We start from the raw sequence: 23,915 nt of genomic DNA, 5'->3' as shown, positions 1-23,915 counted from the left end.
TGGGGGCTACCTGTGAAAGTTGATAGGATGAATAAATCCTGGCACAGGAAAAAAGAGACATCCATTTACGAATGTCTCTTTTTATTTGCACGTCTATGTTAAGTGAAGATTATAGTTTCACTACATTCGTTGCTTGAGGTCCACGGCTGCCTTCTTCTACGCCGAATTCAACTTTTTGGCCCTCTTCTAAAGTTTTGAAGCCATCAGATTGGATAGCTGAGAAATGTACGAATACATCATTGCCACCTTCAACTGCGATGAAGCCAAAACCTTTTTCTGCGTTAAACCATTTTACTGTACCTTGTGTCATGTAAACACCCTCCCAAAAAAATTCAACAATCAATTGCTTCTATCACATATAAAAAACGTATTCAAAAGCTCGTATTACTTTTGAATACGTGTTTTTAATCATAGCAATGAAGTAATGTAATTATTACCCTTATTATAGTACAGAATTATTTGTATATCCAGTAAATTCCGTTTTTAGTAAGGAAAAATTTACATTTGTAATCTAATAGTAAAGAAGCGCTATTTCCTCATTAATTAATCCATGCTTTTTCTTTAGCAACGATAACAGCCTCCGCCCGCGATTCTACATTCAGCTTGACGAATAGCTTGGATAAATAGTTCTCCACCGTACGCTGGGTGACACCTATTGCAGAGGCGATGGCTTTATTGGTACAGCCTTGGGCAACGAGCTGTAGTATTTCCTGTTCCTTATCGCTTAGTAGAACCTCCTGCTGCACATTTGGCAGGTTGGAGCGCTGCTGAACAAAGTCTAAGAAATCGGCTGCCAGTAGAATCTCACCTCTTATGGCTGCTTGAATGGTTTGGATCACTTGCTCCTTTGTTGCTAGCTTTGATAATAGACCATCAATTTTTTTCTCAATTAATAGCTCATAATAATCGGAAAGTTCGTAGCCTGTGTAAAGTATAATCAATGCATCTGCTTGTTTTTTCTTAATCATCTCTGATAGTTGAATGCCGTTGATTGGCTTCATATTGATATCAATCAGAAACAACTGAAAGGTATCTGTATCCATTCTTGATAAAACGGCTGCGCTATCCTGTTCTGTTTCGATTTGAACATTGGCTAAATCCTGCAACAATGTTTTCGTACCATCTAAAACGACAGGATGGTCATCTATAATAAGTATGTTCATCATATGATTCCCCGTCCTCTTGTATTTGTATATAAATATGCATGCCCTCATTAGGGCTCGATTGAATGGTAATGTCACCATTAAAAGCACGGACACGTTCACGAATGCCATTAATACCCATTGATGCAGAGGACTGTATTAAATCGTCAATGTCGCAGCCTATACCATTATCATCGTATCGAAGGATAAAGCCTTGAGGGATGGCATGTAATTGAAGTAAAACCTCTGTTGCTTCGGCATGCTTGATTGCATTATTTAACAGCTCCTGCACGAGACGATAGACTACGAGATGCAGGGTGACATCCTGAAATTCTACACGATCAATTTGTGCGCTTAATAAAAAATCAGCCCTTATTTTTACCTTTTGGATGAGTTTTTTTAATGCCATTTGTAAACCAAAGGTATCTAATAGTGGGGGACTCAAGTTCTCACAATATTCTCGTAAGTCCTTCGTTGCATTTAATAACTGCTCGCGTATAGCTAGTACGGTTTCCTTTTGAATAGTAGGAGAGCCAGCTAGGACATCAAGCTCTCTGGCTAAATGAAGCTGCTCCTGCAAAATGGTATCATGTAATTCCTGTGCTAAAATACTCTTTTCCTTCTCAATAATATTCCATAGCAATTTATCGAGCCATGGAAGCGGTGTATCACTGGTATTTTTTATATGCTGAATTTCACGCACTAAATCCTCAATTTGCTGTAAGTTATTGATAAACATCGACACATACAGTGCAAGCAATTCTAACCAAAGCAGCTCTTCCTTTTGCAGAGCATGGTGTATTTCTAACATAATCTTTTCCTCACCAGCATCATGTAACAGTAATTGCGGATAGTAGCTTACATGCTGTGGAGAATCGTCTGTGATTGTACAGATATGAAACGCTGTCGTTCCAAGCTTCTCGGTGATTTCATATTTAAAACGATCCAATAATTCTTGTTGGTTTTTTGCTTTGCCCATGCGCTGAACGGCTGCATATAAATTATGTACATAATTTCCAGTAGAAGCGAAGATAATTTTCCGATACTTAAAATCAATGCGTTCTTTTATATAAAAGCTCGCAATGATCACCATAAAGACAAGTAAAAAAATACTTGTGACATGGACGATGGATAGCTCCCCCATGAATAACAGGGCAATCCCTGCTGTTAAAAGAAGCGCACTGAAAAAGGCTAGCGTTGAATAATAGCGTAATCGTGATAATTGGTATTCAATATCGAATAATCGTTCGTTCACCTGAATGAACAGAAAAGAGAACGGAATAAATAATAAAAACAATGCGGCGATTTCAGCGTGTAATATCGGCTTATGTCCTAATATTTCAGGTGTAACGAAGAATAATAAAAAGGGTAAAAATGGCACGATAAAGGCAAGTGCAATTAAACGAATTTTGGCCAATTTTGTACGTAAATAACTCGTTACTAAAATATAAATTGCATAGAGCACTAGGACAGCAAATAAGCTCAAGTTCAAGATAGATGTTATCTCACGTAATGTTGGTATAACTTCCTCAAGTAGATAACAGCCAGGGATGATAGGTGTTAATAAGTATAGCCATTTACTGTGAGGGTAGGTCCATCTGATTTGTAGAAATTTGAAAAAGTGTTGTAAAAAGTGAATAAAGAGAACCATACATAAAATAATACAAATGCCAATGACAATCATCCCGATCATATTTCCTCTTGCTGATGCGCCAGTACTGATATAGGCCAATGAGCAAGTTAATAAAAATAGGATCAATAAAAACGTTGAAAGATTATTTTGATTGCGTCGCCAAACATAAAGTGCGACTCCAAAAGCTAGGAAAAAATAAAAGATGGGGAACAAAATTTGCAAATATAATTCTTCTGGCATATCTCGATGCTTGACAGCAATGGTGTGAATGCTCTGATCAGCCTTTTGAATCGTTAATGAATTGGCGCTTCTAACGACCCTTTGTAGCCGAACGTAGCGATTCTCTATGGCTGGCTGCCCATCGATAGTCACAATCACATCCCCTTTTTCAATATTTTTTTGCTCTGCCCATTGAGGATAATAGCTATCCATAATAACAGGCTGACCATTTGTCGTATCGAGAGTGAGACTAATAAAGGGTGTTTTGATGGTAATACCTAATACATAAATTCCAAGAATTAAATAAGTAAGAAAAATACAATATGTCCATTTTTTCATTGTGAAACCTCGAATTTGCTTATGATCTTAATCTCCTATATATTATCGCTAATTATTGATAAATTTGGAATACCGAAATAACGGGTTTCGGAAAACCACTATTGTTTTTTCGGAATAACGAAATAGTGTTTTCGGACATGGGTATGATAGGGTAAATTTAATCATTAGTGACGAATAGGGGGACTTCTGCGTGAAAAAAGGCATTTTAACACTTATTCTTTTTTTTCTCATCGCTATGATCACCATTCCATTGACCACGAAGGCGAAAACGGTGAATCAGGATAAAGTCGAAGTTGAAATTGGTCTTATAGGTAGTGATCATCATTTTATCTATAAGATTCCGAAGCACCTACATAAGGATATGCCCTATACAGAAATGAAAAATGGTATTCAAGCTTCCTTAGCTAATCATTGGAAAATTGGTGAGACTCGTTATGAGGCCAATAAATCCGATGTTGCCTATACCTTTTATATTCAGGATTTATTTCAAGAAAAGCAGGATGGTCAGTTAAAAGTAGCCATACCCTATCGTCATCTCGTAGGGATGTTTGGCGAGCAAGATCCTATTCAATTGCGTATTTTAGCGAGTAAATTATCCAAGTGGACTGTCAATACAAAGGATTGGACAGCGCTTGGCTTTATGGAGCCCTTTACTTTTTTAAGTGAACGTGAATATGTCTATGAGGGAGCGGTACAAGAGTTATTAAATCAAAGAGTGGGCCATTTTGATGGCACCATTCAAAAAAGTCAGTTGCTTGTATACAGTGTCATTTATTTTTGCTTTATGGCTATCCAACTGCTTGCTTGTCTTATTTTATCCAGACGGTTAAAAAGAAAAATCATTAAAAACCCAGACAATATGCATCAGTTCCGTAAACTCAATTACCTGTATCAATTGGTGCCGATCTTAATCATTGTCGCACAAATCGTGTTTCTTGTATTATCAGGTCTGATTACAGCATTTGGATTATATTTTAGTCCTGGGATTGATTTATTAGTAATCGTTGGACCTGTTTTATTAAATATCATCTTGCTGCCCACTTTTTTCGTCACAACGGAGAGTGAAATTTCGAGGGAGCTCAACAATAATTCGTTGTGAAATGGTATAATGGTCAACAGCAAACTTGAAGGAGCTGTTGAAGAAAAATGACGCATCCAGAATTAGCGTACTTAAATTTACTACAACATATATTAGAAAATGGCACAAAGAAAGAGGATCGTACTGGGACAGGTACATACAGCGTCTTTGGGTATCAAATGCGTTTTGATTTAAGCAAAGGGTTTCCTCTTCTAACGACAAAGCGTGTGCCCTTTAAGCTTGTAGCAAGTGAATTATTATGGTTCATTAAAGGGGATACCAATATTCGTTACCTGTTGCAGCATAATAACCACATCTGGGATGAATGGGCATTTAAGAAATGGGTGGAATCTGATGAGTATACAGGCCCAGATATGACAGATTTTGGTCGACGCTGTTTAGTAGACGAGTCATTTAACGCATTGTATCAGAAAGAGCTTGCTTCATTTTGTGAACGTGTCTTAACAGATGATGACTTTGCACAGCAATATGGAGATCTCGGAAATGTCTATGGCAAACAATGGCGCCATTGGACAACCTCTGATGGCGAGAGCCTTGATCAGCTACAGGATGTCATTCATCAGATTAAGCACCAACCTGATTCACGCCGTATCATTGTCAATGCATGGAATCCTGAGGATGTCATTAATGCGGGCGCAAAGGGCAGTAAAGCTGCATTACCACCGTGCCATGTGATGTTCCAATTTTATGTAGCAAATGGTCAATTAAGCTGCCAGTTAATGCAAAGAAGCCTTGATACATTATTAGGCTGTCCATTCAATATTGCGTCTTACGCCTTATTAACACATTTGATCGCACATGAGTGTGGCTTAGAGGTTGGCGAATTTATTCATAGCATTGGGGATGCCCATATTTATGCTAACCATGTGGAGCAAGTGAAAGAACAGCTATCACGTGAGCCAAGAAACCTACCAACATTGCACATCAATCCAAATAAAGCATCCATCTTTGATATAGAGCTTGAGGATTTATCGATTGAAGGATATGATCCACATCCTGCGATAAAAGCACCGATTGCCGTATAATGCCAACAGCAGCCTTTTTGGTTGCTGTTTTTTCAAACGAATAGCTAGGTCTAACTATTTGTTTTACGAAATAGGTAAGTAGTTGGATGACTGGATGAAAAGAAATTGATTATAGTTATTATGGTGTAATTAGCATTATTTGGTATAATGGCAATAGTCCATTATATTGTAGGGGTGATAGTTGTGAAAAATACAATGGTACTTCTAGTAGATGAATATGATCGACAGCAAAGCGAGCCAGAACAAAGCATGGGTTCTGTTCAACATGCATATTCTTGTAACAAGATCGAATTGTCGCAGCAACAAATTCAAGAAATGATGCAAATCATCGAAGAGATTCGTTTGAAAGGTTATAAAGATACACTATAAATGTAAGCGCCTCCTAAGCTATAATGGCTATGGAGGTGTTTTTTTTATGAACGTTATTTTTATCGATTCTTATTCTGGGGAAGAGCTGCTACATATGGTGTCACAAGATGTAGCAGGCATTTTGGCAGCAGCGCAAGGAGAAAGTGTGACATTTCCTGTAGGTCACTTTAAATATGAATTTCATAATTTAGATTTTTATGAGGACAACGGTCAAATACGACAGGAATTAGTCATTTACGTAAAAAAAATATAAGCGATACATTAGCAACAGCTTAACCGGGAACAATATATACAGGTGACAGTGCTTGACTTTTTTCTGCACCTGTAACTATAATAGTTACAACAGGTGGTGATACATATGGTGAACAGTCGATTTTCGGTGGCGATCCATATTCTTTCGCTCATTGCTACAACCTCTGATAAAAGTCTCCTTACGTCCGATTTTATAGCTGGAAGTGTGAATACCAATCCAGTAGTCGTAAGAAGAATGATTGGTGTGCTAAAAAAAGCAGGCTTACTTTCTTCTCATTCTGGCATGGCTGGCTATGAGCTATTAGTAGCGCCAAAGGATTTAACACTGCTAGCGATTTATCAGGCAATTGATGGGCCAGAGCAGCTATTTGCCATTCATGATGAGCCAAATCCAGCGTGTGCAGTAGGTCAAAAAATCAAGCATACATTGGAGGGTGTCTATACATCTGTGTGGCTGGCAATGGAAGAGCAATTACAAGCACAGACGCTACAGGATGTGCTAGATCAGCTTCGTACTTAGACGGAGATGGTCTTCTTGTATCTAACCTGTAACTAAAATGGTTACAACTAAACCTTAGGAGGAATAAATCATGAAAATTGCCGTAATTGGTGCAACAGGAAAAGCTGGACAAAAAATAGTAGAGGAAGCGGTACAACGTGGTCATGAGGTCACAGCCATCGTTCGTTCCGCAGCAAAAGTGACAGCTGCTATTCCAGTAATTGAAAAAGATGTGTTTGATGTAACGCAAGATGATGTAAAAGGCTTCGATGTCGTTGTCAATGCATTCGGTGCTCCAGCTGGACAAGAAGATTTACATGTCAAAACTGGTCGTCATTTGATCTCAATTTTCCAAGGTATTCCTACAAAATTAGTGGTTGTAGGGGGAGCGGGCAGTCTATTTGTGGACCCAGAGAAAAAAGTGCGTGTGATGGATACACCAGATTTCCCAGCCATGTATTTAGCAACAGCGCAAAATCAAGGACAAAACCTACAGGATTTACAACAATCACCCATTACTTGGACATTTATTAGTCCATCTGCATTTTTCGATCCAGAAGGACCACGTACAGGTCACTATACAGCAGGCGTCGACCACTTATTAGTAAATGATGCGGGGGAAAGCTATGTCAGCTATGCCGATTACGCAGTGGCTGTCGTCGATGAATTAGAAAACCCACAGCACGTTAATAGCCGTTTCACAGTAACGTCAAATAAATAATAAAATGCAACCGAGCGTAGGAAATGCGCTCGGTTTTTTGTGATTTTTTTGCTTTTCTGAAGGATTTTTTTCGTTTACAGAAAAATGACTGTTTACAATACGACTTTTATTAGCTACTATCAAGTGTGAGTATTACATAAAAGGAGACGACAATAATGTCAACACAACGAATAGAAAAAGATTTTTTAGGTGAGCGCGTATTACCAGCAGAGGCGTATTACGGAATTCAAACACTACGTGCTACGGAAAACTTCCCAATTACAGGCTACACAATTCACTCTTCACTTATTAAAGCAATGGGGATTGTGAAGAAGGCAGCTGCATTAAGTAATATGGAAGTACACCTATTATCAAAAGAAATTGGTGAGGCAATTGTCGAAGCAGCACAAGAAGTGATTGATGGCAAATGGGATGCTGAATTTATCGTAGACCCAATTCAAGGTGGAGCAGGTACATCCATCAATATGAATGCCAATGAAGTCATCGCTAACCGTGCCCTAGAAATTTTAGGGAAAGAAAAAGGTGACTATCACACAGTAAGCCCAAACAGTCATGTCAATATGTCACAATCAACAAATGATGCTTTCCCAACAGCTATTCATATCGCTGTGTTAAATTTAATAGATGAATTATTAGTAACGATGGATTATATGCAATCCGTTTTCCATCAAAAAGCAGAGCAATTTGCTCATGTCATTAAAATGGGACGTACGCATTTACAGGATGCTGTGCCAATCCGCTTAGGACAAGAGTTTGAAGCTTATTGCCGCGTGATCAACCGTGACATCGTACGCATTCGTCAAACACGTCCAAATTTATATGATGTGAACATGGGTGCAACGGCTGTCGGTACAGGCTTAAATGCCTTCCCAGACTACATTAAATCTGTTGATGAGCATCTTGCTGAAATTTCTGGTTTACCATTAAAAGGTGCAACGCATTTAGTGGATGCAACACAAAATACAGATGCCTATACAGAAGTATCAGGCGCTTTAAAAATCTGTATGATTAATATGTCTAAAATTGCTAATGACTTGCGTTTAATGGCTTCTGGTCCTCGCGCAGGCTTAGGAGAAATCCTGTTACCAGCTCGTCAACCAGGTTCTTCAATTATGCCAGGTAAGGTTAACCCAGTTATGCCTGAGGTGCTGAATCAAGTAGCCTTCCAAGTAATTGGGAATGACCATACAATTTCTCTAGCATCGGAAGCTGGTCAATTAGAATTAAACGTAATGGAGCCTGTATTAGTGTTCAACCTAATCCAATCGATTAGCATTATGAATAATGTATTCCGTGCGTTTACAGAAAACTGCTTAAAAGATATTGAAGCAAATGAAGAGCGCATGAAAGAATATGTAGAAAAAAGTGTAGGCGTGCTAACAGCAGTTAACCCTCACATCGGTTATGAAGTAGCTGCTCGTCTAGCACGTGAAGCTATTTTAACAGGTCGTTCAATTCGTGAGCTTTGCATTGAAGAAGGCGTCCTAACAAAAGAACAATTAGACTTGATTTTAGATCCATATGAAATGACACACCCAGGTATTGCGGGTTCTAGTATCATGAAATTAAAATAAAACGAGCAATAATGGACTGTAGACATGCCCTAAAAGGCTGTCTATAGTCTTTTTTTGTAGACCTTTTCTCATATAAAATAGAGCGTATCCTTATGTATTTTAGGATTATTCAACTATAATAATGGTATGGAAGACATATTTTAGTTGGGGGAATTTGTAATGAGTTTACGAAAAAAGAGTTTACTTGGCTTTTCCGTTTTAAATGTTTTAATGATCGTTATTTTATTTATCGATTTAGCCAATGTAACGACATTGGATTGGTTTTCTACCGTGTTAACGATTGTAGGAATTGCTATTACACTATCTTACACAGTGTATGTCCACTACAAAGTGATACAGCCTATCAAACAAATCACAGAGGCTGCACAAGGAATTACGGCAGGTCAATTAGATACCGTTGTCATTGAGGTTCGTGATAATGGTGAAATTTCTCAACTAGCACAATCCTTTTTAGAGATGCAGGAACAATTACGAACAATGACACAAAAAATTGCGCACAGCTCTACAGATTTATCGGCAAGCATCGAGGAATTATCTGCGAGTACGAATGAAATTACGCTTGCTGTGGAAGAAGTAGATCAACAAATGGAGAAGACGTCAGAGGGCTTGAAGCAAGCAGCACAATCGGCTAATGATAGTGCTAAATCTATGCAAGAAACCGTTGATGGCATTGAGCGAATTACAGTAGCCACACAAGATGTGTTTGTGCATGCGAAAGATGCTAGCGAGATAGCAGGAAATGGTGCAAATATTTTACATGTGGCAAAAGAGCAAATGCAATTTATTTCCTCTTCAACAGAAAAAACAAGTGGATTGATGCAGCAATTATCCCTTAAAATGTCAGATATTAAATCAATGACAGATATGATTACTACCATTACAGATCAAACAAATCTACTAGCATTAAATGCGGCCATAGAAGCAGCACGCGCTGGGGAGCATGGTAAAGGCTTCGCCGTTGTAGCTGAAGAAGTGCGTCAATTAGCAGAACAATCAAAGCACTCTGCTACGCAAATTGTGGATTTAGTTGTAGGAATAGAAAGTGATACAAAACAAGTAGCCTCATCAGTAGAAGATGATTTGAAAAATGTTCAACAAGGAGTGTATGTCATTGACGAAGCGACAAAATCATTTGGCACAATTTCACAGCATGTTAGTCAGATGACAAGTCAGCTAGAGGATATTTCGACGACAGCTGAGCAGCTTTCAAGTAGCGCCAATGAAGTGGCATCCACTGTGACAACCATCGCAGCTGGCATGGGCAAGCTATCGAATTATACAGAAGCTGTTTTACATTCAATGGATGAGCAAACAGCCTCAATGCAAGCAGTTAATCATGTCACACAGGATTTAAGTGTCCAAGCGGATAACTTACAAAAGTTAACAAATCAATTTCATGTCTAGGTAAGAAATTGATATTTTCAAGATTTTTTAGCCCTGAAATAACTATCACATATTAATAATTTTATAAGTTTTTTAGTATAATTTTTATCTTCCTGTCACACATTCGAGAAGAGGCTTTTTTACAGACGACCAATTTTCTGTAAAATATGCCTCTTTTTTTATTATTTATTTCGTAAACTTGTAAATTAACAGATAAATAAAAATGTTGAATTTTCTAATCGAGTTTCTTATAATGGACTAGCTGTTACCTCTATTACTCACTTCAACTATTGCAACCCGCACTCGCCGGGTCAACAAGTCATTTCTATTTCTCTTCGCATATCCCTTGCGAAATTATAATTTGTAAGACAACAACTAAATGTAACTAAAACTGAATCGTAAGACCATTACAAAAAATTGAAAGGAAGTCATGCCTCGAAAAAATATTATTGAAAGATAATTCTGAATAAAAGAAAGAGAGAGATTGGATTGAAGCTATCACCAGTTGAACAAGAAAAATTACTCCTCCATGTGGCAGGAGAACTTGCGCTGAAAAGAAAAGCTCGGGGCTTAAAGCTGAATTATCCAGAAGCTGTCGCTCTAATTAGCAGTTTTATTATGGAAGGTGCTCGAGATGGTAAAACGGTAGCACAGCTTATGAGTGATGCCAAGCATGTACTGACAGCGGAAGATGTGATGGAAGGTGTCGGGGACATGATTTCAGATGTGCAGGTTGAATGTACATTCCCAGATGGGACGAAGCTGGTCACAGTTCACCGTCCAATTCAGTAAAAGGAGTGTTTGTGGATGATTCCTGGAGAAATTAGACCGAAAAACGGAGTGATTGAAATCAATGTGGGACGAGCAACGAAAAAGGTATTGGTGGCGAATACAGGTGACCGCCCGATACAAGTAGGTTCCCATTTTCATTTTATTGAAGTTAATAGATTTCTAGCGTTTAATCGACAAGATGCGATTGGTATGCACCTCAATATTCCATCAGGTACAGCCGTGCGTTTTGAACCTGGGGAAGAAAAAGAGGTGGAGCTTGTCGAATTTGGTGGTAAACAACATGTCTTTGGCTTAAATATGTTAACAGAGGGCTCTACCCACCATAAGGACGAAATTTTGGACAAGGCAATTGAAGGTGGCTTTAAAGGAGCGGAAGAAAAATGAAGGTAACACATGAAGCTTACGCAAAAATGTTTGGTCCCACTGTGGGGGATAAAGTCCGTTTAGCCGATACGGATTTATGGATTGAAATTGAGAAGGACTATACTTCATACGGTGATGAGGGGGTCTTTGGTGGTGGTAAATCACTACGTGTCTCAATGGGGCAAAATGGTAAAAATACACGCAATGAAGGTGTACTGGATACAGTTATTACCAATGTTATGATTATCGACTATACAGGGATTGTAAAAGCAGATATCGGTATCAAAGATGGTCGTATTATCGGTATAGGGAAAGCAGGCAATCCGAACAGTATGGATGGTGTGGATCAGGATATGATCATAGGTGTGGGAACAGAGGTTTATGCAGGCGAAGGGCTTATTGCAACAGCAGGAGCAATCGACACGCATATCCATTTCATCAGCCCTGATCAGGTGGAAACAGCATTATTAGCAGGGACAACGACATTTATAGGCGGTGGAACAGGTCCAGCAGCAGGCTCAAAAGCGACAAGCTTAACGGCTGGTGAATCGCATCTGCATCGCATGCTACAGGCTGTGGAGGGATTCCCCATCAATGTTGGTTTGCTTGGAAAGGGTAGTGCATCTGATCCTGCGCCTATTATCGAGCAGGTTCGTGCAGGTGCGATCGGGTTGAAAATACATGAGGACTGGGGTGCCACACCAGCTGCACTCGATCAAAGTCTATCGGTGGCAGATGAATATGATATTCAAGTTGCCCTCCACTCCGATACATTGAATGAAGCAGGGTTTGTAGAAGATACAATCAATGCGATTGATGGCCGTGTCATTCATATTTTCCATACGGAAGGTGCGGGTGGCGGTCATGCTCCAGACCAATTAGTGATGGCATCCTTACCTAATATTTTGCCAGCATCGACGAATCCTACGAAACCGTTTACGACAAACACGATTGATGAGCATTTAGATATGCTGATGGTTTGTCACCATCTAAAGCATGATGTACCAGAGGATGTGGCATTTGCAGATTCACGCATACGCCCAGAAACAATTGCAGCAGAAGATATTATGCAGGATTTAGGGATTTTGAGCATCATGTCTTCCGATTCACAAGCGATGGGACGTGTTGGTGAGGTCACAATCCGAACGTTCCAAACAGCAGACAAAATGAAAAAACAGCGTGGTCCATTACCACAGGATGAAGGCAAGGATCACGATAATTATCGCGTTAAGCGTTATATAGCAAAACTAAATATTAACCCAGCTATTGCCCATGGCATAAGCCATGAAGTAGGCTCGCTGGAAGAAGGTAAATTAGCGGATATTGTCTTATGGGACCCAGCGTTCTTTGGGGTGAAGGCGGAAGTTGTCATTAAGGCTGGTATTGCTGTGTATGGCATAACAGGTGATCCAAATGCTTCCATTCCTACACCGCAGCCAATGAAAGGTCGTCCAACATATGGCTTCTACGGTCAAGGGCCACAACATTGCGGCATGACATTTTTACCGAAAATTGCTGTGGAAGAAGGCTTGCCAGAAAAATTAGGCCTAAAACGAATGATTGGCACGGTTTCAAATTGCCGAAATATTCGTAAAGCTGACATGAAGCTTAATAATGCCACTCCGCAGATTGATGTTAATCCAGAAACCTATGAAGTGAAAATTGATGGGGAGCTAGCAACATGTGAGCCAGTGGATGTACTTCCAATGGCACAACGCTATTTCTTATTCTAAGCACATGATATGAGTGTAACAGCGAATACAAAGAAAAAGAGGAGCTAAACCATATGTTAATAGAAAAAATTATTGGCAATATAGCGAATGAAGAAGAACATCCACAAAAGGCAACGGAATGGATTGAGCTAGAGTGGGAGGAATTAAGCAAACGCATTCTTCGCACAGCAACGGATCAAGGAACAGATATCGCTTTACGTATAGAGGGTGAAGAGCCTCTACAATATGGTGACCTATTATTCGAGGATGAGCAACGACGAATTGCAATTCGTACAAAATTGGAGCCAGTTATCGTCATTACACCAAAAGATATGTATGAAATGGGGAAAGCTGCCTTTGAATTGGGCAACCGTCATACTCCTAGCTTGATTGCAAACAATGAAATCATCGTACGAGCAGATCATACGATTAATCCATTATTAGATGAAATTGGGGTGCACTATGAAACAACTGAACGACGCTTCAAGCAACCGTTCAAATACCGTGGACACGCTCACTAATTTATCCTTATTACAATTATTGCAAATTCATGACTCCGCATTTCCAATCGGTTCCTATACACATTCCTATGGTATGGAAACGTATATTCAGGAAGATATCATTCGCACAAAGGAACAATTAGTTGAGTTTTGTCAGGTCTATTTATTTCACAATGTAGTTTACGGTGATGCAATTCTCATGCAAGAGGCATTCCATGCAGCTAAAAGAAGAGATGTTGCTCGTCTTATTGAGCTCGACCAACTTTGTGGGGCAATGAAGCTAGCGAAAGAATCTAGAGATGCTAGTGTCAATGTAGGGAAGCAATTTATGCGAACAGTAGCCCCTCTAATGGAGAGCCCTTTTTTATTGCAATGGAAAGAGAAGATTGACCATGAAGAAGTAAAAGGCCATTATGCAGTTCTCTATGGGATTTATTGTGAAGCACTAGGTGTGAACGTTTTTCATGCAATCATGACCTTTATGTACGCATCAATTAGTGGTTTAGTGCAAAATGCTGTCCGTGCTGTACCGTTTGGTCAAAATACAGGTGTGCAAGCATTACATGAGCTATTAGCCTCTGTGGAGGAAGCAGCCGAAACGGTGTTGACGTTAACAATGGATGATCTAGCCAATAATGCACTAGGTATTGAACTGGCGTCCATGAAGCATGAGTTTTTATTTTCGAGATTATTTATTTCATAGAAAGCGAGAGGATATACATGAAACCAGTACGTATTGGTATCGGTGGGCCTGTTGGATCAGGCAAAACATCTTTAGTCGATCAATTAACACGGGTAATGCATGAACACTACAACGTAGCTGTCATTACCAACGATATTTATACAAGAGAAGATGCACAGTATTTAATCACAAACGGTGTGTTAGCAGAGGAGCGAATTATTGGAGTAGAAACAGGTGGTTGTCCACATACAGCCATTCGAGAGGATGCATCCATGAATTTTGCTGCCATTGATGATTTGAATAAGCGCTTTCCTAATTTAGATATTATATTTATTGAAAGCGGTGGCGATAATCTATCGGCAACATTTAGTCCTGAGCTCGTGCATGGCTATATTTATGTGATTGATGTGGCAGAAGGACAGGACATCCCACGTAAGGGTGGTCCAGCGCTAACGCGTTCAGATTTATTGCTAATTAATAAAACTTCGCTAGCTCCTCATGTTGGGGTTGATCTGGAGCTCATGGATCAGGACGTGAAAAAAATGCGTAGTGGACGTCCATATATTTTTGCGGATGTTCGCTCCCAAACAAATGTAGATAAGGTGGTTGAATGGATTCAGCACCATTTGTTACTTGAAGGTGCCGAAGCAGTTGAAGAAGATGTTTAACCCTAGCAAAGTTAATCATTTTGGCAAATTAGAGATGGCCTTTGAACCGAGACGGGGCTATACACGACTTGTTCATGTGTACCAGCAACCCCCATTAAAGGCCAGTCGTGAATTATACGAAGGCAATCATCCAGCAGCCACCGTTTTTATCATGGAATCCTCAGGGGGCATGGTTGCAGGAGATCGCAATGAAATTACGGTTACACTAGCGCCAGATAGTCAGGTGAAGCTAAAGCAACAATCAGCATTAAAAATTTACCCTTCTCACAATGGTGAGTTTTGTACACAAGCTATAACGGTGGAACTTGCAGAGCAGGCGAGATTAGAATGGCTCCCTGAAGTGACGATTCCATTTGAACGAGCAAAATTTCAGGTACATACAACCATTCGTATGAAGGAAAGCTCGACATTGATCTGGGGAGAAATTGTTGCTCCAGGTAGAGAAATGCGAGGAGAAATCTTTGACTATCAAACATTCCAATCCAAATACAAGATCTATGTAAAGGATACTTTGATAGCTTATGACTCGTTGCAGTTTAAGCCGGAGGAGATGAATTTTGCCAAAATCGGCTTGCTTGAAAAGGCACGCTATATTGGTTCTTTGTGGATTGTCTCTCCATCGGTTAACAAACTTCAAATAAGGGATTTACAGGATCAAATCCAACAGGAAAAGTCCCTTCAGGCGAGTGTGACAAAATTGACAGATCAAGCCATTCATTGTAGATGGCTTGCCAAGGAGCAACGAACACTTCACAAAGAAATAAACCGCATGTTCGAGTACATCGCAGCATTGCTGTAATTTCTGTTGTGATAAAGGAGATAGTAAATTGAAAAAGTTTTCCGTATTGATACTTTTGATGGTGCTAGCGGTAGTTTTTGTGGGCTGCTCGTCTAATCAAGGAGGAGAGAAACAACCGACACCTACATCATCTGCCCAGGCAAATGAGCTTGTTTTTGCCTCAGAGTCTGAGTTTTCAGGCTTAAATCCTCTTTTGGAGGAAACCAATTTAGATGCCTTTTTATTTAGAGGTCTGATGCGCTTTGATGAGCATAATGTACCCATCAATGATATTGCTCAAAGTATTAAAATATCAGATGACCAGATGATTTATACCATTTCGATTCACAGGGATGTAACCTTCCATGATGGGCACCCATTAACGGTGGACGATATTATGTTTACCATTAACAGTATTTTGGATGATGCAAACGGTTCTTATTTAAAGTCTGATTTTAGCCATGTTGTGTCAATGGAAAAGGTCAATGACATGACGATGACTATCCAATTAGATGAGCCATTTACACCGCTATTAGACAAATTAACGGTGCCAATTTTACCAAAGCATGCCTTTGAGGGGCAAGAGATGAGAACCGCTACATTTAACCAGCAGCCAATCGGTGCGGGTCCGTATATGTTTGAACAATGGGACAAAGGGACAAGCCTGACACTAAAGGCATATCCATCTTTCTTTGGCACAAAAGCTTCTATCGAGAAAGTAATTTTTAAATTTATCCCCGATAGTAATGTGCGTGCGCTCCAGCTAAAATCGGGTGAGGTCGATATAGCGTTACTAGACCCGAATCAGGTAGAGGAGCTATCGAAGGTCGAGCATTTAAAGCTATATGAGGTGGAATCAGCAGATTATCGTGGTGTTCTCTTTAATATGAAGTATCCTATTTGGCAAGACGTTGCTGTTCGCAAGGCCATTAGCTATGGGACAGATCGTGCAGGTATTGTCAAAGGCATTTTATATGGATACGGTACAGAAGCATACTCGCCGCTACAAAAGCATGCCTTTGTAAACGCCAACATTGAGCATTATAAATATGACCTTGATAAAGCAAGCGAGCTACTCGAACAAGCGGGCTGGCAACTAGCTGAGGATGGTTTCCGCTATAAGAATAATCAAAAATTAGCATTTACTATTACGGCACCTATTACTGACACAGTGCGTGTGAACATGGCTAATTATGTGGCAGAAGGCTATAAAGAGATTGGGGCAGATGTGCAAGTAGCTGCACTCGATTGGAGCAATATTGTCATTGAAGAAACAGAAGCCTTTATGGTTGGCTGGGGAAGCCCGTATGATGCTGACCATCATACGTATAGTCTCTTCCATTCTGGTGAATCCAGTCTCACAAGTGCTGGCTACAATTACGGTAGCTATAACAATCCGAAAGTGGATGCATTGCTAGAGGAGGGGCGTACAACCGTTGATCCTGAAAAACGTAAGGAAGTCTATGGGGCATTACAGGAGGAGCTAGCACAAGATCCACCATTCGCCTACTTTGCCTATGTGGATGCTGTGTATGGTATTAATCAGCAGATTAGTGGCGTCAAAGAGCGCATTTTAGGTCATCATGGGGCAGGCTTCCTCTGGAATGTCGAGGAGTGGAAATGGCATGATCGCTAAATGGATCGGGAAGCGCGTGATAATGGGGACAATTGTCCTCATTATCGTGAGCTTCCTCTCTTTTTTCCTGATGCATGCGGCTCCTGGTAATCCAGCTGCAGCATATTATGGTGGCAATGCCCAAACGTTATCGACAGCGGAGAAAGAACGCATTGAAACAGCTTTTGGTCTGGATCAACCGATACTCTATCAATATGGTGTGTGGCTCCGTGAAGCGATGCAAGGAAATTTAGGCTACTCGGCAAAAGAAGGCAGACCAGTAGCGACAATTATACAAGAACGTTTACCAAATACATTACAGCTCGTTGTTGGAACTTTAGGCATCGTAGCCATTGCCTCAACATGGCTCGGCTTACAGGCAGGCATGAAGGAGGGTTCGTTATTAGATCGCGGACTTTCCTTTGTAAGTATTGCTAGCTCAGCCATTCCTCCATTTTGGCTTGGCATTTTATTCATCATGGTGTTCTCTGTACAACTAGGCTGGTTTCCTTCATCGGGGATGAAGGATGTACGAGGGGATGGCGGCCTTGTGGACCGACTATACCATATGGTTCTTCCTTTATCGGTCCTTGTACTGGCACATGTAGGGGTATTCGCACGTTTTTTACAGGAAAATGTGAAGGCAGAGAAGCATCGTTATTATGTAGAGGTGGCACGTGCCAACGGAGTACCAGAGCGAGCTATTCGTAGGATGATTTTACGCAATGCCATTATTCCATATATCAATTATGTCGGTGTGACCATCCCATCATTTTTTGGAGGATCCATCGTGGTTGAAACATTATTTGGCTGGTCAGGCTTAGGTCAGCTTTTAGTGAAAGCAGTGATGGTAAAGGACTTTCCTGTGCTGATGGGTGCCATTTTAATCACTGGCGTAGTAGTCGTTATCTGTTTATTTGTGATTGATGTCCTCATGATTTGTCTCAATCCCCGCTTAAGAAGAGGGGGAATCGTATGAGAAAAGAGCAAAAAATGCTCATCTTTTGGCTAGTGATTCTTGGTCTTTTAGTAGGCTTCACCCTATTTTCCTCATGGTTAGTGCCTTTTGAGCCAAACGCGATGGATATGAATCATATTTATGAAGCACCTAATGGAACACACCTCCTTGGCACAGATCAGCTAGGTAGAGATGTTCTTTCCCGCCTACTCGTTGGTGGTAGAGTGACCCTTTTTATCGCTACGTTATCGGTTGTTCTATCCAGCATAATTGGCATTATCTATGGCGGTATAAGTGGCTATTTAGGTGAAGCTATTGATGCAGTGATGATGCGTATACTAGAGGCATTTTTAACAATTCCATCTTTAGTGATTGTGCTTGCTCTTCAAGCGATTATGCAAGGAAGTGTATGGCGCATGGCAATGATTATGGGGTGCACAGGCTGGTTTGTCACTGCCCGTATCGTGCGCTCTGAATTTATCCGGTTGAAGGAATTAGAGTTTATCCACATGGCGAAGATGTTTCGCACGCCGCTGTGGAAGATTCTTTTTCGTCATTTATTGCGTAATAGTCTTCCCGCCATTTTTGTCGTGACGATATTTAATTTTGCTGGTGCTATTTTTACGGAAGTATCCTTAAGCTTTTTAGGTATCGGTGTTCCACAGTCCATTCCATCGTGGGGGACGATGCTCTATACTGCACAAAATGATTTACTTGTCGGGGCTTGGTGGATGGGCCTTTTTCCTGGGATGTTCATTTTCGTAACGATTTTATGCGTGCAAGCTATTGGTAGTAGATTTAAGCAGAGAGGGGGACAGACCCATGTTTAAAATAGAGAATGTTACTGTTCGAATAAACGAAAAATTTATATTGAATGATCTCTCGTTTACGGTGCCAAAAGGTCAGATTACCGTGATGATAGGTGAAAGCGGTAGTGGAAAAAGCACCATGCTCTCTGCCATTCTAGGCATGCTTCCAGCGCAAGCAACAGTTGAAGGCTCAATCTTTTTTAATGGAAGAAATATAGTGGAATTAGCAAAACAGGATCAAGCTGTACTACGCCAAAGGCACTTCTTTACGATTTTTCAGGATGCTGCTAATAGCTTTTCGCCAACGCAAAAAATGAAACAGCAATTGTATGGATTAACTGCCTTACGGATGGGGCAGACAAAGGCAGTATTTCTAGCTGAAATGAAGCATATTGTACAGGATTTACATTTACCAGCAGATGTGTTGGAGCGCTATCCCTTCGAGCTTTCTGGAGGAATGCTACAACGCTGTATGCTTGCCTGTGCTCTTTATCTGGCGCCAGCTGTTTTATTAGCGGATGAACCAACCTCTTCCTTAGATATGCTACATCAACAGGAATTTATTCAACAATTGAAAAGGCTTCATACACAGCTAGAAACAACCGTACTCTTAATTACCCATGATTTAGATGTAGCTGCTTCCATCGCGGATTTTATCCTCGTCATGAAAAATGGAGAAATTGTGGAGCGAGGGCGAGTAACAGAAATCTTTGAGCAGCCTAAGCATCCATACACTAGTCAGCTAGTTGCGCATCATTTTTAGGAGGAGGTGTGGGCTTTGATACTTCAGGTTCACAATATTTGTAAAAGCTATCGAAAGGGACGCCCAATATTAAATCATATTCATCTTACTGTAGGAAAAGGGGAAATAGTCGGCTTAGTAGGAGAAAGTGGCAGTGGCAAAAGCACATTGGCCAAAGTAATTATGCAGCTAGAAGCTCCTGAAAAAGGGGCAGTATACTTTCAACAGCAACCAATAACCAAGCATCGTCGCGCAGCTTTTTATGACAACTGCCAGATTATTTTTCAAAATGCAACAGCCTCTTTAAATCCCATGTGGACTGTAAGGGACCTATTAAGAGAGCCGCTTCAGCATAAGCAACCTATAACGGACACCTATTTACAGACCATGCTGGAGAAGGTCAAGCTACCAACAGATATCTTACATGCCTTGCCCTCTGAGCTAAGTGGCGGAGAAAAACAGCGAGTTAATTTATTACGATCCCTTTTGGTCGAGCCACAATTAATCGTATGTGATGAAATTATTTCAAGCCTAGATCGCTTGATTCAACGAGAAATCGTTGATTTATTAAAGACCTTGAATAAAGAAAGGGCAATGGCCATTCTCTTTATCTCTCATGACTTAAAGGCTGTTTCCTATTTATGCGATCGCATTTATGTGATGAAGGCTGGAACCATTGTTGATGAGAGCAACAAAGAGAATAACGGCTTTACCTTCACGGACAGCTATGCAAAAATGCTGTTTCAGGCAATGGATCATTGATTTGGCAAAACACTTCCTTTGAATGGGAAGTGTTTTTTTTATGAGTGAACGAGCGCAGCTCATTTTTCAGTGAACTCCTCAGATATTGTGTAGATCGTATGCGTATCCTCGACATGCATCAAACTACTGTTTTGCCCTTTATCACCTAACCAAAGATGATAGCGATATTTGTTTCCTGCCTTGTCCACTATTTGTACATCATATTCTGGCGAAGCCATATTGACAACACCCTCGTTTTTGACTGTTGTTGCAATGGCTTGTTGGAATAGTGTAAGTGATTCTTCATCCGTATATTCTTTAAAAAAATCAGTGTTCACCTTGTTAAATTTAGCACCAATAGAAATGCTGACCTTAGCTAATTTATCATCTGGTTTTTCATTACATCCTAGTAAAACAACGGCTAGTAGAGACACTAAGGCAGCTATCATTATTCGCAACCACTCACCCCCTCTATAGGCTAAATAATACCACCATTTCCTGTCGTAGCTCTCACTTCTTTGTAATACATTAAATAAACGAGAGCGAAAGGGGACAGATAGTGGGCTTATTTGATGGATTGATCGGCAATGCAAGCGAGGTGAATTTAGAAAAACTACAGGAGGAGGTCCATAATTTATTAATTCCAAACGAGACAGTCAAGAACGCCTATAAAATTATTAGAGACACGTTTATTTTTACCAATAAACGATTAATCCTCATTGATAAGCAAGGAGTGACTGGCAAGAAAACAGAGTATCATTCCATTCCCTATAAAAATATCGTTCATTTTTCAGTCGAAACAGCTGGAACATTTGATTTAGATGCAGAGCTTAAAATATGGGTGTCTGGCAGTCCATTACCGATTCAAAAAAACTTCAATAAGGCGACAAATATTTATAAGGTGCAAAGCGTCTTAGCACAGTATGTTTTGGGGACGTAATGAAGGTGCTAATAGTACATGTGCACAACCAAAAGCCCGCAGATTTGCGAGGCTTTTCTGTCGTGCCAGGAAGGGGTCCGGTGTAACGGATTTTAAATCAGCTTCATGATTACGGTAAGCTCGAAAATACTGTCAAGTGTAAATAAGAGCGCCTTGGCGAAGTTTTATTCAAATACAATCATTTCTCCGACTTCTTTAAACCCGAAGCGTTTATAAATATTTTTTCCATCCTCTGATGCCTGTAAGACTACGGGCTTTTGCTTATCGATTGTTTGACTGAGTAGGAATTGAAACATCTCACTGCCATAACCCTTGCCCCTATACGCATCTTTTGTCATCACATCATAAATCCCATAGCTATGTTTACTGTCGATTAATAATCCCGTAGCGATAGGTACTTCATTTATACAACCAATAAACATGCGAGCATTTGATGCTAGTTTTTCCTGTGAGAATTGATGAAAGTAAATTTCTAATGCATCTCTTTCTGCTGTTTCTCCAAATAAACTTAGAAAAACTTCCTTATATTGTAGAAGCTCTTCCTTGTTACTTACTTCTGTGATGGTAAGATAATTGGAAATTCGTGGACCTGTGTGAAGTGTATGGTCAAGCTTCATCATCATATTTCGCTCAGCTTCCTGTAAATTGCAGTCTTTTATCAGCTGTAGCCAATCATCGCTTAGATAGTTGACATCCACCCACGTGCTGAAGGGGAGCTTATTCACAATGAAATGATTAATCCTTTGTTTAAGATGATTTTCCTTATGAATTATAGGCGATTTCGCTACTAACAAATTAAATGTATCAGTTGGAATATTTGTATTGGCTATGACAAAATGAGCTTCCTCTATAATTTGTCCAGAAACGGCTCGAGTAAATAGTTTCATTTTTTCCTCTAAATTACTCGTTACTAATTGTTGACTTGTTTTCATATTTTTCATCCTTCCACTATTAGAAGTACACTATCTTTCATTATAAAGTCAATGAAAGATAAAAAATACGCAGTTCACCTTTTTTATATCCCGCTATAACTTTATTAGTAGTTTGGAAAATATTATGATATTTGACTTTAGAAAAACACTACTTTACAATTGATTTTAGTAATCTAATAGGAATGTGGAGTACACTCGATTCCTATGACAACTGAATAGCGTGTAGTAATAGGTGTAAATTGCGTGCAATTTGCTTAAAAGGGAAGTCGGTGTGAATCCGACACTGTCCCGCAACTGTAAATGTGAGCGACTTTTCAGCAACCACTGTCAAATGATGGGAAGGGGAAAAGTGGCGATGACCATGAGTCAGGATACCTGCCTGTTACGAGTACACACCATAAACCTACGAGGAATAGGAGGTGGCATGTTGACAAAACAGAATGCTCTGTTCGTCACAGTACGTCAAACGCCCATAGTAAATGAAAGGGTTCATAATCGAACTCGTTCACACATACTTAGGGTTTGTTTGGCATTGTGTGATGAAAGAAGATAAAATGAAGGATTTCCTCAAAAGTAGGGAGTCCTTTTTGTTTTGAAAATATGTACGCAAAGGGGATGCACGTATGACAAATATTCATGTAACGACAACGTTGGAAACGCCTTATGAAGATCTGAACATTTGTAAGCAACCACGCACAGAAGTTGCCAAGAAAGCGAAAACAAGAATGGTGGTCGAGTCTCTGATCGATCAATTATTAGCAACGAAGCTGATTCGCAATGATCGCTTCTTTGAGCAAATCTTATATAATAAAGAAATTATTTGGATACAAAATGGGGATGTGGACGGTCATCTTTTAGCGAAAGCAGCCATAGCAGATGAACTAAAAACAAAGACGAATAGTTTTATGATGTACATGCCGACCAATCCGATTGTCTATGAGGTCAAAGGAGAAGCGTATCACTTAATTACGCGCATTGATTCTACACGCGCAAAGCCCAACCTCGACCGTCTATCATTGGAGCCCAAGCCTGTTTTAAGTGCCGCTCGTGTCAATGACTTATTATGCTCGATTGTCATGCGCTTTTACGAAACATATTTATATGATTTAGCATCTCATCATGACAAACTCATTGCATTTGTGCAGCAGGAATATGCCCAATTTATTGAAGCGGTGCAAGCGTTAAATGATTATCATTTCAACTGGCATCCACGTGGCAACGGTCACGAGCTTTTACTGCAATTAATTGATCATCTACAACTATTAAAAAGTCAACCTGGTAAGGTACTCATTGATTTTACGAACAAGCATGACTATGTAATAGTTGAACCCGCATATTTGTTGGACAATCCAACAAAGAAAGCTGTCGGTGCACTATAAAAACAAGCCCTCCATTTTTTGGAGGGCTTGTAATATCTTATTGTAGGGT

The 23,915-nt window shown here is 40.0% G+C and carries 27 protein-coding genes and 1 riboswitch; of the genes, 22 read left to right on the top strand and 5 right to left on the bottom strand.

What is annotated here, in order from left to right:
• Positions 1 to 109: 109 nt before the first annotated feature.
• The 3 genes from EW028_RS06695 to EW028_RS06685 form a co-directional block, all read right to left on the bottom strand.
• On the bottom strand, positions 110 to 310 hold the full coding sequence (locus tag EW028_RS06695; protein ID WP_004230248.1) for a cold-shock protein: 201 nt from the start codon (positions 308 to 310) through the stop codon (positions 110 to 112).
• A 229-nt stretch (positions 311 to 539) separates the two neighbouring features.
• Entirely contained in the window at positions 540 to 1,166 is a 627-nt protein-coding gene (locus tag EW028_RS06690) for a response regulator transcription factor (protein ID WP_131520320.1), read from the bottom strand.
• A complete protein-coding gene (locus tag EW028_RS06685) occupies positions 1,141 to 3,333 on the bottom strand; it encodes an ATP-binding protein (protein ID WP_131520319.1) in 2,193 nt (730 codons plus the stop codon). Before EW028_RS06685 ends, EW028_RS06690 begins: the two co-directional genes overlap by 26 nt.
• A 190-nt stretch (positions 3,334 to 3,523) precedes the next feature.
• On the opposite strand from EW028_RS06685, the gene EW028_RS06680 reads away from it, so the two are divergent.
• The 20 genes from EW028_RS06680 to EW028_RS06585 all read left to right on the top strand — a co-directional run bounded on the left by EW028_RS06680 (position 3,524) and on the right by EW028_RS06585 (position 20,636).
• Complete coding sequence (locus tag EW028_RS06680; protein ID WP_131520318.1) at positions 3,524 to 4,432, top strand: hypothetical protein; 909 nt, start codon at positions 3,524 to 3,526, stop codon at positions 4,430 to 4,432.
• Between the two features lie 47 nt (positions 4,433 to 4,479).
• Positions 4,480 to 5,457 (top strand): thymidylate synthase, encoded by a 978-nt coding sequence (locus EW028_RS06675; protein WP_131520317.1) that lies wholly within the window; start codon positions 4,480 to 4,482, stop codon positions 5,455 to 5,457.
• 183 nt (positions 5,458 to 5,640) lie between these two features.
• Positions 5,641 to 5,826 (top strand): hypothetical protein, encoded by a 186-nt coding sequence (locus EW028_RS06670; protein ID WP_048394492.1) that lies wholly within the window; start codon positions 5,641 to 5,643, stop codon positions 5,824 to 5,826.
• Between the two features lie 46 nt (positions 5,827 to 5,872).
• On the top strand, positions 5,873 to 6,079 hold the full coding sequence (locus tag EW028_RS06665) for a hypothetical protein (RefSeq protein WP_036080672.1): 207 nt from the start codon (positions 5,873 to 5,875) through the stop codon (positions 6,077 to 6,079).
• 105 nt (positions 6,080 to 6,184) lie between these two features.
• Positions 6,185 to 6,598, top strand: coding sequence for an Rrf2 family transcriptional regulator (locus EW028_RS06660; protein WP_131520316.1), 414 nt, complete (start codon positions 6,185 to 6,187; stop codon positions 6,596 to 6,598).
• 70 nt (positions 6,599 to 6,668) lie between these two features.
• Positions 6,669 to 7,298, top strand: a complete 630-nt coding sequence (locus EW028_RS06655; protein ID WP_131520315.1) for an NAD(P)-dependent oxidoreductase — start codon at positions 6,669 to 6,671, stop codon at positions 7,296 to 7,298.
• A 155-nt stretch (positions 7,299 to 7,453) separates the two neighbouring features.
• Entirely contained in the window at positions 7,454 to 8,872 is a 1,419-nt protein-coding gene (aspA, locus tag EW028_RS06650) for an aspartate ammonia-lyase (protein WP_004230240.1), read from the top strand.
• Positions 8,873 to 9,031: 159 nt separating this feature from the next.
• On the top strand, positions 9,032 to 10,276 hold the full coding sequence (locus EW028_RS06645; protein ID WP_048394485.1) for a methyl-accepting chemotaxis protein: 1,245 nt from the start codon (positions 9,032 to 9,034) through the stop codon (positions 10,274 to 10,276).
• Positions 10,277 to 10,744: 468 nt separating this feature from the next.
• A complete protein-coding gene (gene ureA, locus EW028_RS06640) occupies positions 10,745 to 11,047 on the top strand; it encodes an urease subunit gamma (RefSeq protein ID WP_036080666.1) in 303 nt (100 codons plus the stop codon).
• A 15-nt stretch (positions 11,048 to 11,062) separates the two neighbouring features.
• Positions 11,063 to 11,431, top strand: a complete 369-nt coding sequence (locus tag EW028_RS06635) for an urease subunit beta (protein WP_016992588.1) — start codon at positions 11,063 to 11,065, stop codon at positions 11,429 to 11,431.
• On the top strand, positions 11,428 to 13,143 hold the full coding sequence (gene ureC, locus EW028_RS06630; RefSeq protein ID WP_131520314.1) for an urease subunit alpha: 1,716 nt from the start codon (positions 11,428 to 11,430) through the stop codon (positions 13,141 to 13,143). Before EW028_RS06635 ends, ureC begins: the two co-directional genes overlap by 4 nt.
• A gap of 53 nt (positions 13,144 to 13,196) precedes the next feature.
• Positions 13,197 to 13,643 carry an urease accessory protein UreE gene (locus EW028_RS06625; RefSeq protein ID WP_048395740.1) on the top strand — a complete coding sequence of 149 codons (447 nt, stop codon included), beginning with the start codon at positions 13,197 to 13,199 and terminating at the stop codon, positions 13,641 to 13,643.
• Positions 13,585 to 14,325: an urease accessory protein UreF gene (locus EW028_RS06620; RefSeq protein WP_227744882.1), complete on the top strand. Its 741-nt coding sequence runs from the start codon at positions 13,585 to 13,587 to the stop codon at positions 14,323 to 14,325. Before EW028_RS06625 ends, EW028_RS06620 begins: the two co-directional genes overlap by 59 nt.
• Before the next feature lie 17 nt (positions 14,326 to 14,342).
• A complete protein-coding gene (gene ureG, locus EW028_RS06615) occupies positions 14,343 to 14,972 on the top strand; it encodes an urease accessory protein UreG (RefSeq protein WP_054549250.1) in 630 nt (209 codons plus the stop codon).
• Positions 14,965 to 15,771, top strand: a complete 807-nt coding sequence (locus EW028_RS06610; protein ID WP_131520410.1) for an urease accessory protein UreD — start codon at positions 14,965 to 14,967, stop codon at positions 15,769 to 15,771. Before ureG ends, EW028_RS06610 begins: the two co-directional genes overlap by 8 nt.
• A gap of 28 nt (positions 15,772 to 15,799) precedes the next feature.
• Positions 15,800 to 17,386, top strand: coding sequence for an ABC transporter substrate-binding protein (locus EW028_RS06605; RefSeq protein WP_227744881.1), 1,587 nt, complete (start codon positions 15,800 to 15,802; stop codon positions 17,384 to 17,386).
• Positions 17,376 to 18,344: an ABC transporter permease gene (locus EW028_RS06600; protein WP_131520313.1), complete on the top strand. Its 969-nt coding sequence runs from the start codon at positions 17,376 to 17,378 to the stop codon at positions 18,342 to 18,344. The genes EW028_RS06605 and EW028_RS06600 overlap by 11 nt, the downstream gene beginning before the upstream one ends.
• Positions 18,341 to 19,153 carry an ABC transporter permease gene (locus tag EW028_RS06595; protein ID WP_131520312.1) on the top strand — a complete coding sequence of 271 codons (813 nt, stop codon included), beginning with the start codon at positions 18,341 to 18,343 and terminating at the stop codon, positions 19,151 to 19,153. The genes EW028_RS06600 and EW028_RS06595 overlap by 4 nt, the downstream gene beginning before the upstream one ends.
• On the top strand, positions 19,146 to 19,895 hold the full coding sequence (locus EW028_RS06590) for an ATP-binding cassette domain-containing protein (protein WP_131520311.1): 750 nt from the start codon (positions 19,146 to 19,148) through the stop codon (positions 19,893 to 19,895). Before EW028_RS06595 ends, EW028_RS06590 begins: the two co-directional genes overlap by 8 nt.
• Positions 19,896 to 19,910: 15 nt before the next feature.
• A complete protein-coding gene (locus EW028_RS06585; RefSeq protein ID WP_131520310.1) occupies positions 19,911 to 20,636 on the top strand; it encodes an ABC transporter ATP-binding protein in 726 nt (241 codons plus the stop codon).
• A gap of 59 nt (positions 20,637 to 20,695) precedes the next feature.
• On the opposite strand, the gene EW028_RS06580 is transcribed toward EW028_RS06585, so the two are convergent.
• Positions 20,696 to 21,064 (bottom strand): YhfM domain-containing protein, encoded by a 369-nt coding sequence (locus EW028_RS06580; RefSeq protein WP_131520408.1) that lies wholly within the window; start codon positions 21,062 to 21,064, stop codon positions 20,696 to 20,698.
• 110 nt (positions 21,065 to 21,174) lie between these two features.
• Here EW028_RS06580 and EW028_RS06575 point away from each other — a divergent pair, with 110 nt between their 5' ends.
• Entirely contained in the window at positions 21,175 to 21,555 is a 381-nt protein-coding gene (locus tag EW028_RS06575; RefSeq protein ID WP_048395723.1) for a PH domain-containing protein, read from the top strand.
• A gap of 164 nt (positions 21,556 to 21,719) precedes the next feature.
• Here EW028_RS06575 and EW028_RS06570 read toward each other — a convergent pair whose 3' ends face one another.
• Positions 21,720 to 22,487, bottom strand: a complete 768-nt coding sequence (locus EW028_RS06570) for a GNAT family N-acetyltransferase (protein ID WP_131520309.1) — start codon at positions 22,485 to 22,487, stop codon at positions 21,720 to 21,722.
• A gap of 213 nt (positions 22,488 to 22,700) precedes the next feature.
• Positions 22,701 to 22,884, top strand: a riboswitch (cobalamin riboswitch).
• Positions 22,885 to 23,110: 226 nt separating this feature from the next.
• On the opposite strand from EW028_RS06570, the gene EW028_RS06565 reads away from it, so the two are divergent.
• A complete protein-coding gene (locus tag EW028_RS06565) occupies positions 23,111 to 23,866 on the top strand; it encodes a hypothetical protein (RefSeq protein WP_131520308.1) in 756 nt (251 codons plus the stop codon).
• The last annotated feature ends 49 nt before the right edge of the window (positions 23,867 to 23,915 follow it).

The organism is Lysinibacillus sp. OL1 (genome assembly GCF_004332175.1).
Lineage (GTDB): Bacteria > Bacillota > Bacilli > Bacillales_A > Planococcaceae > Lysinibacillus > Lysinibacillus capsici.
This window is presented reverse-complemented; position numbering and strand designations above follow the sequence as displayed.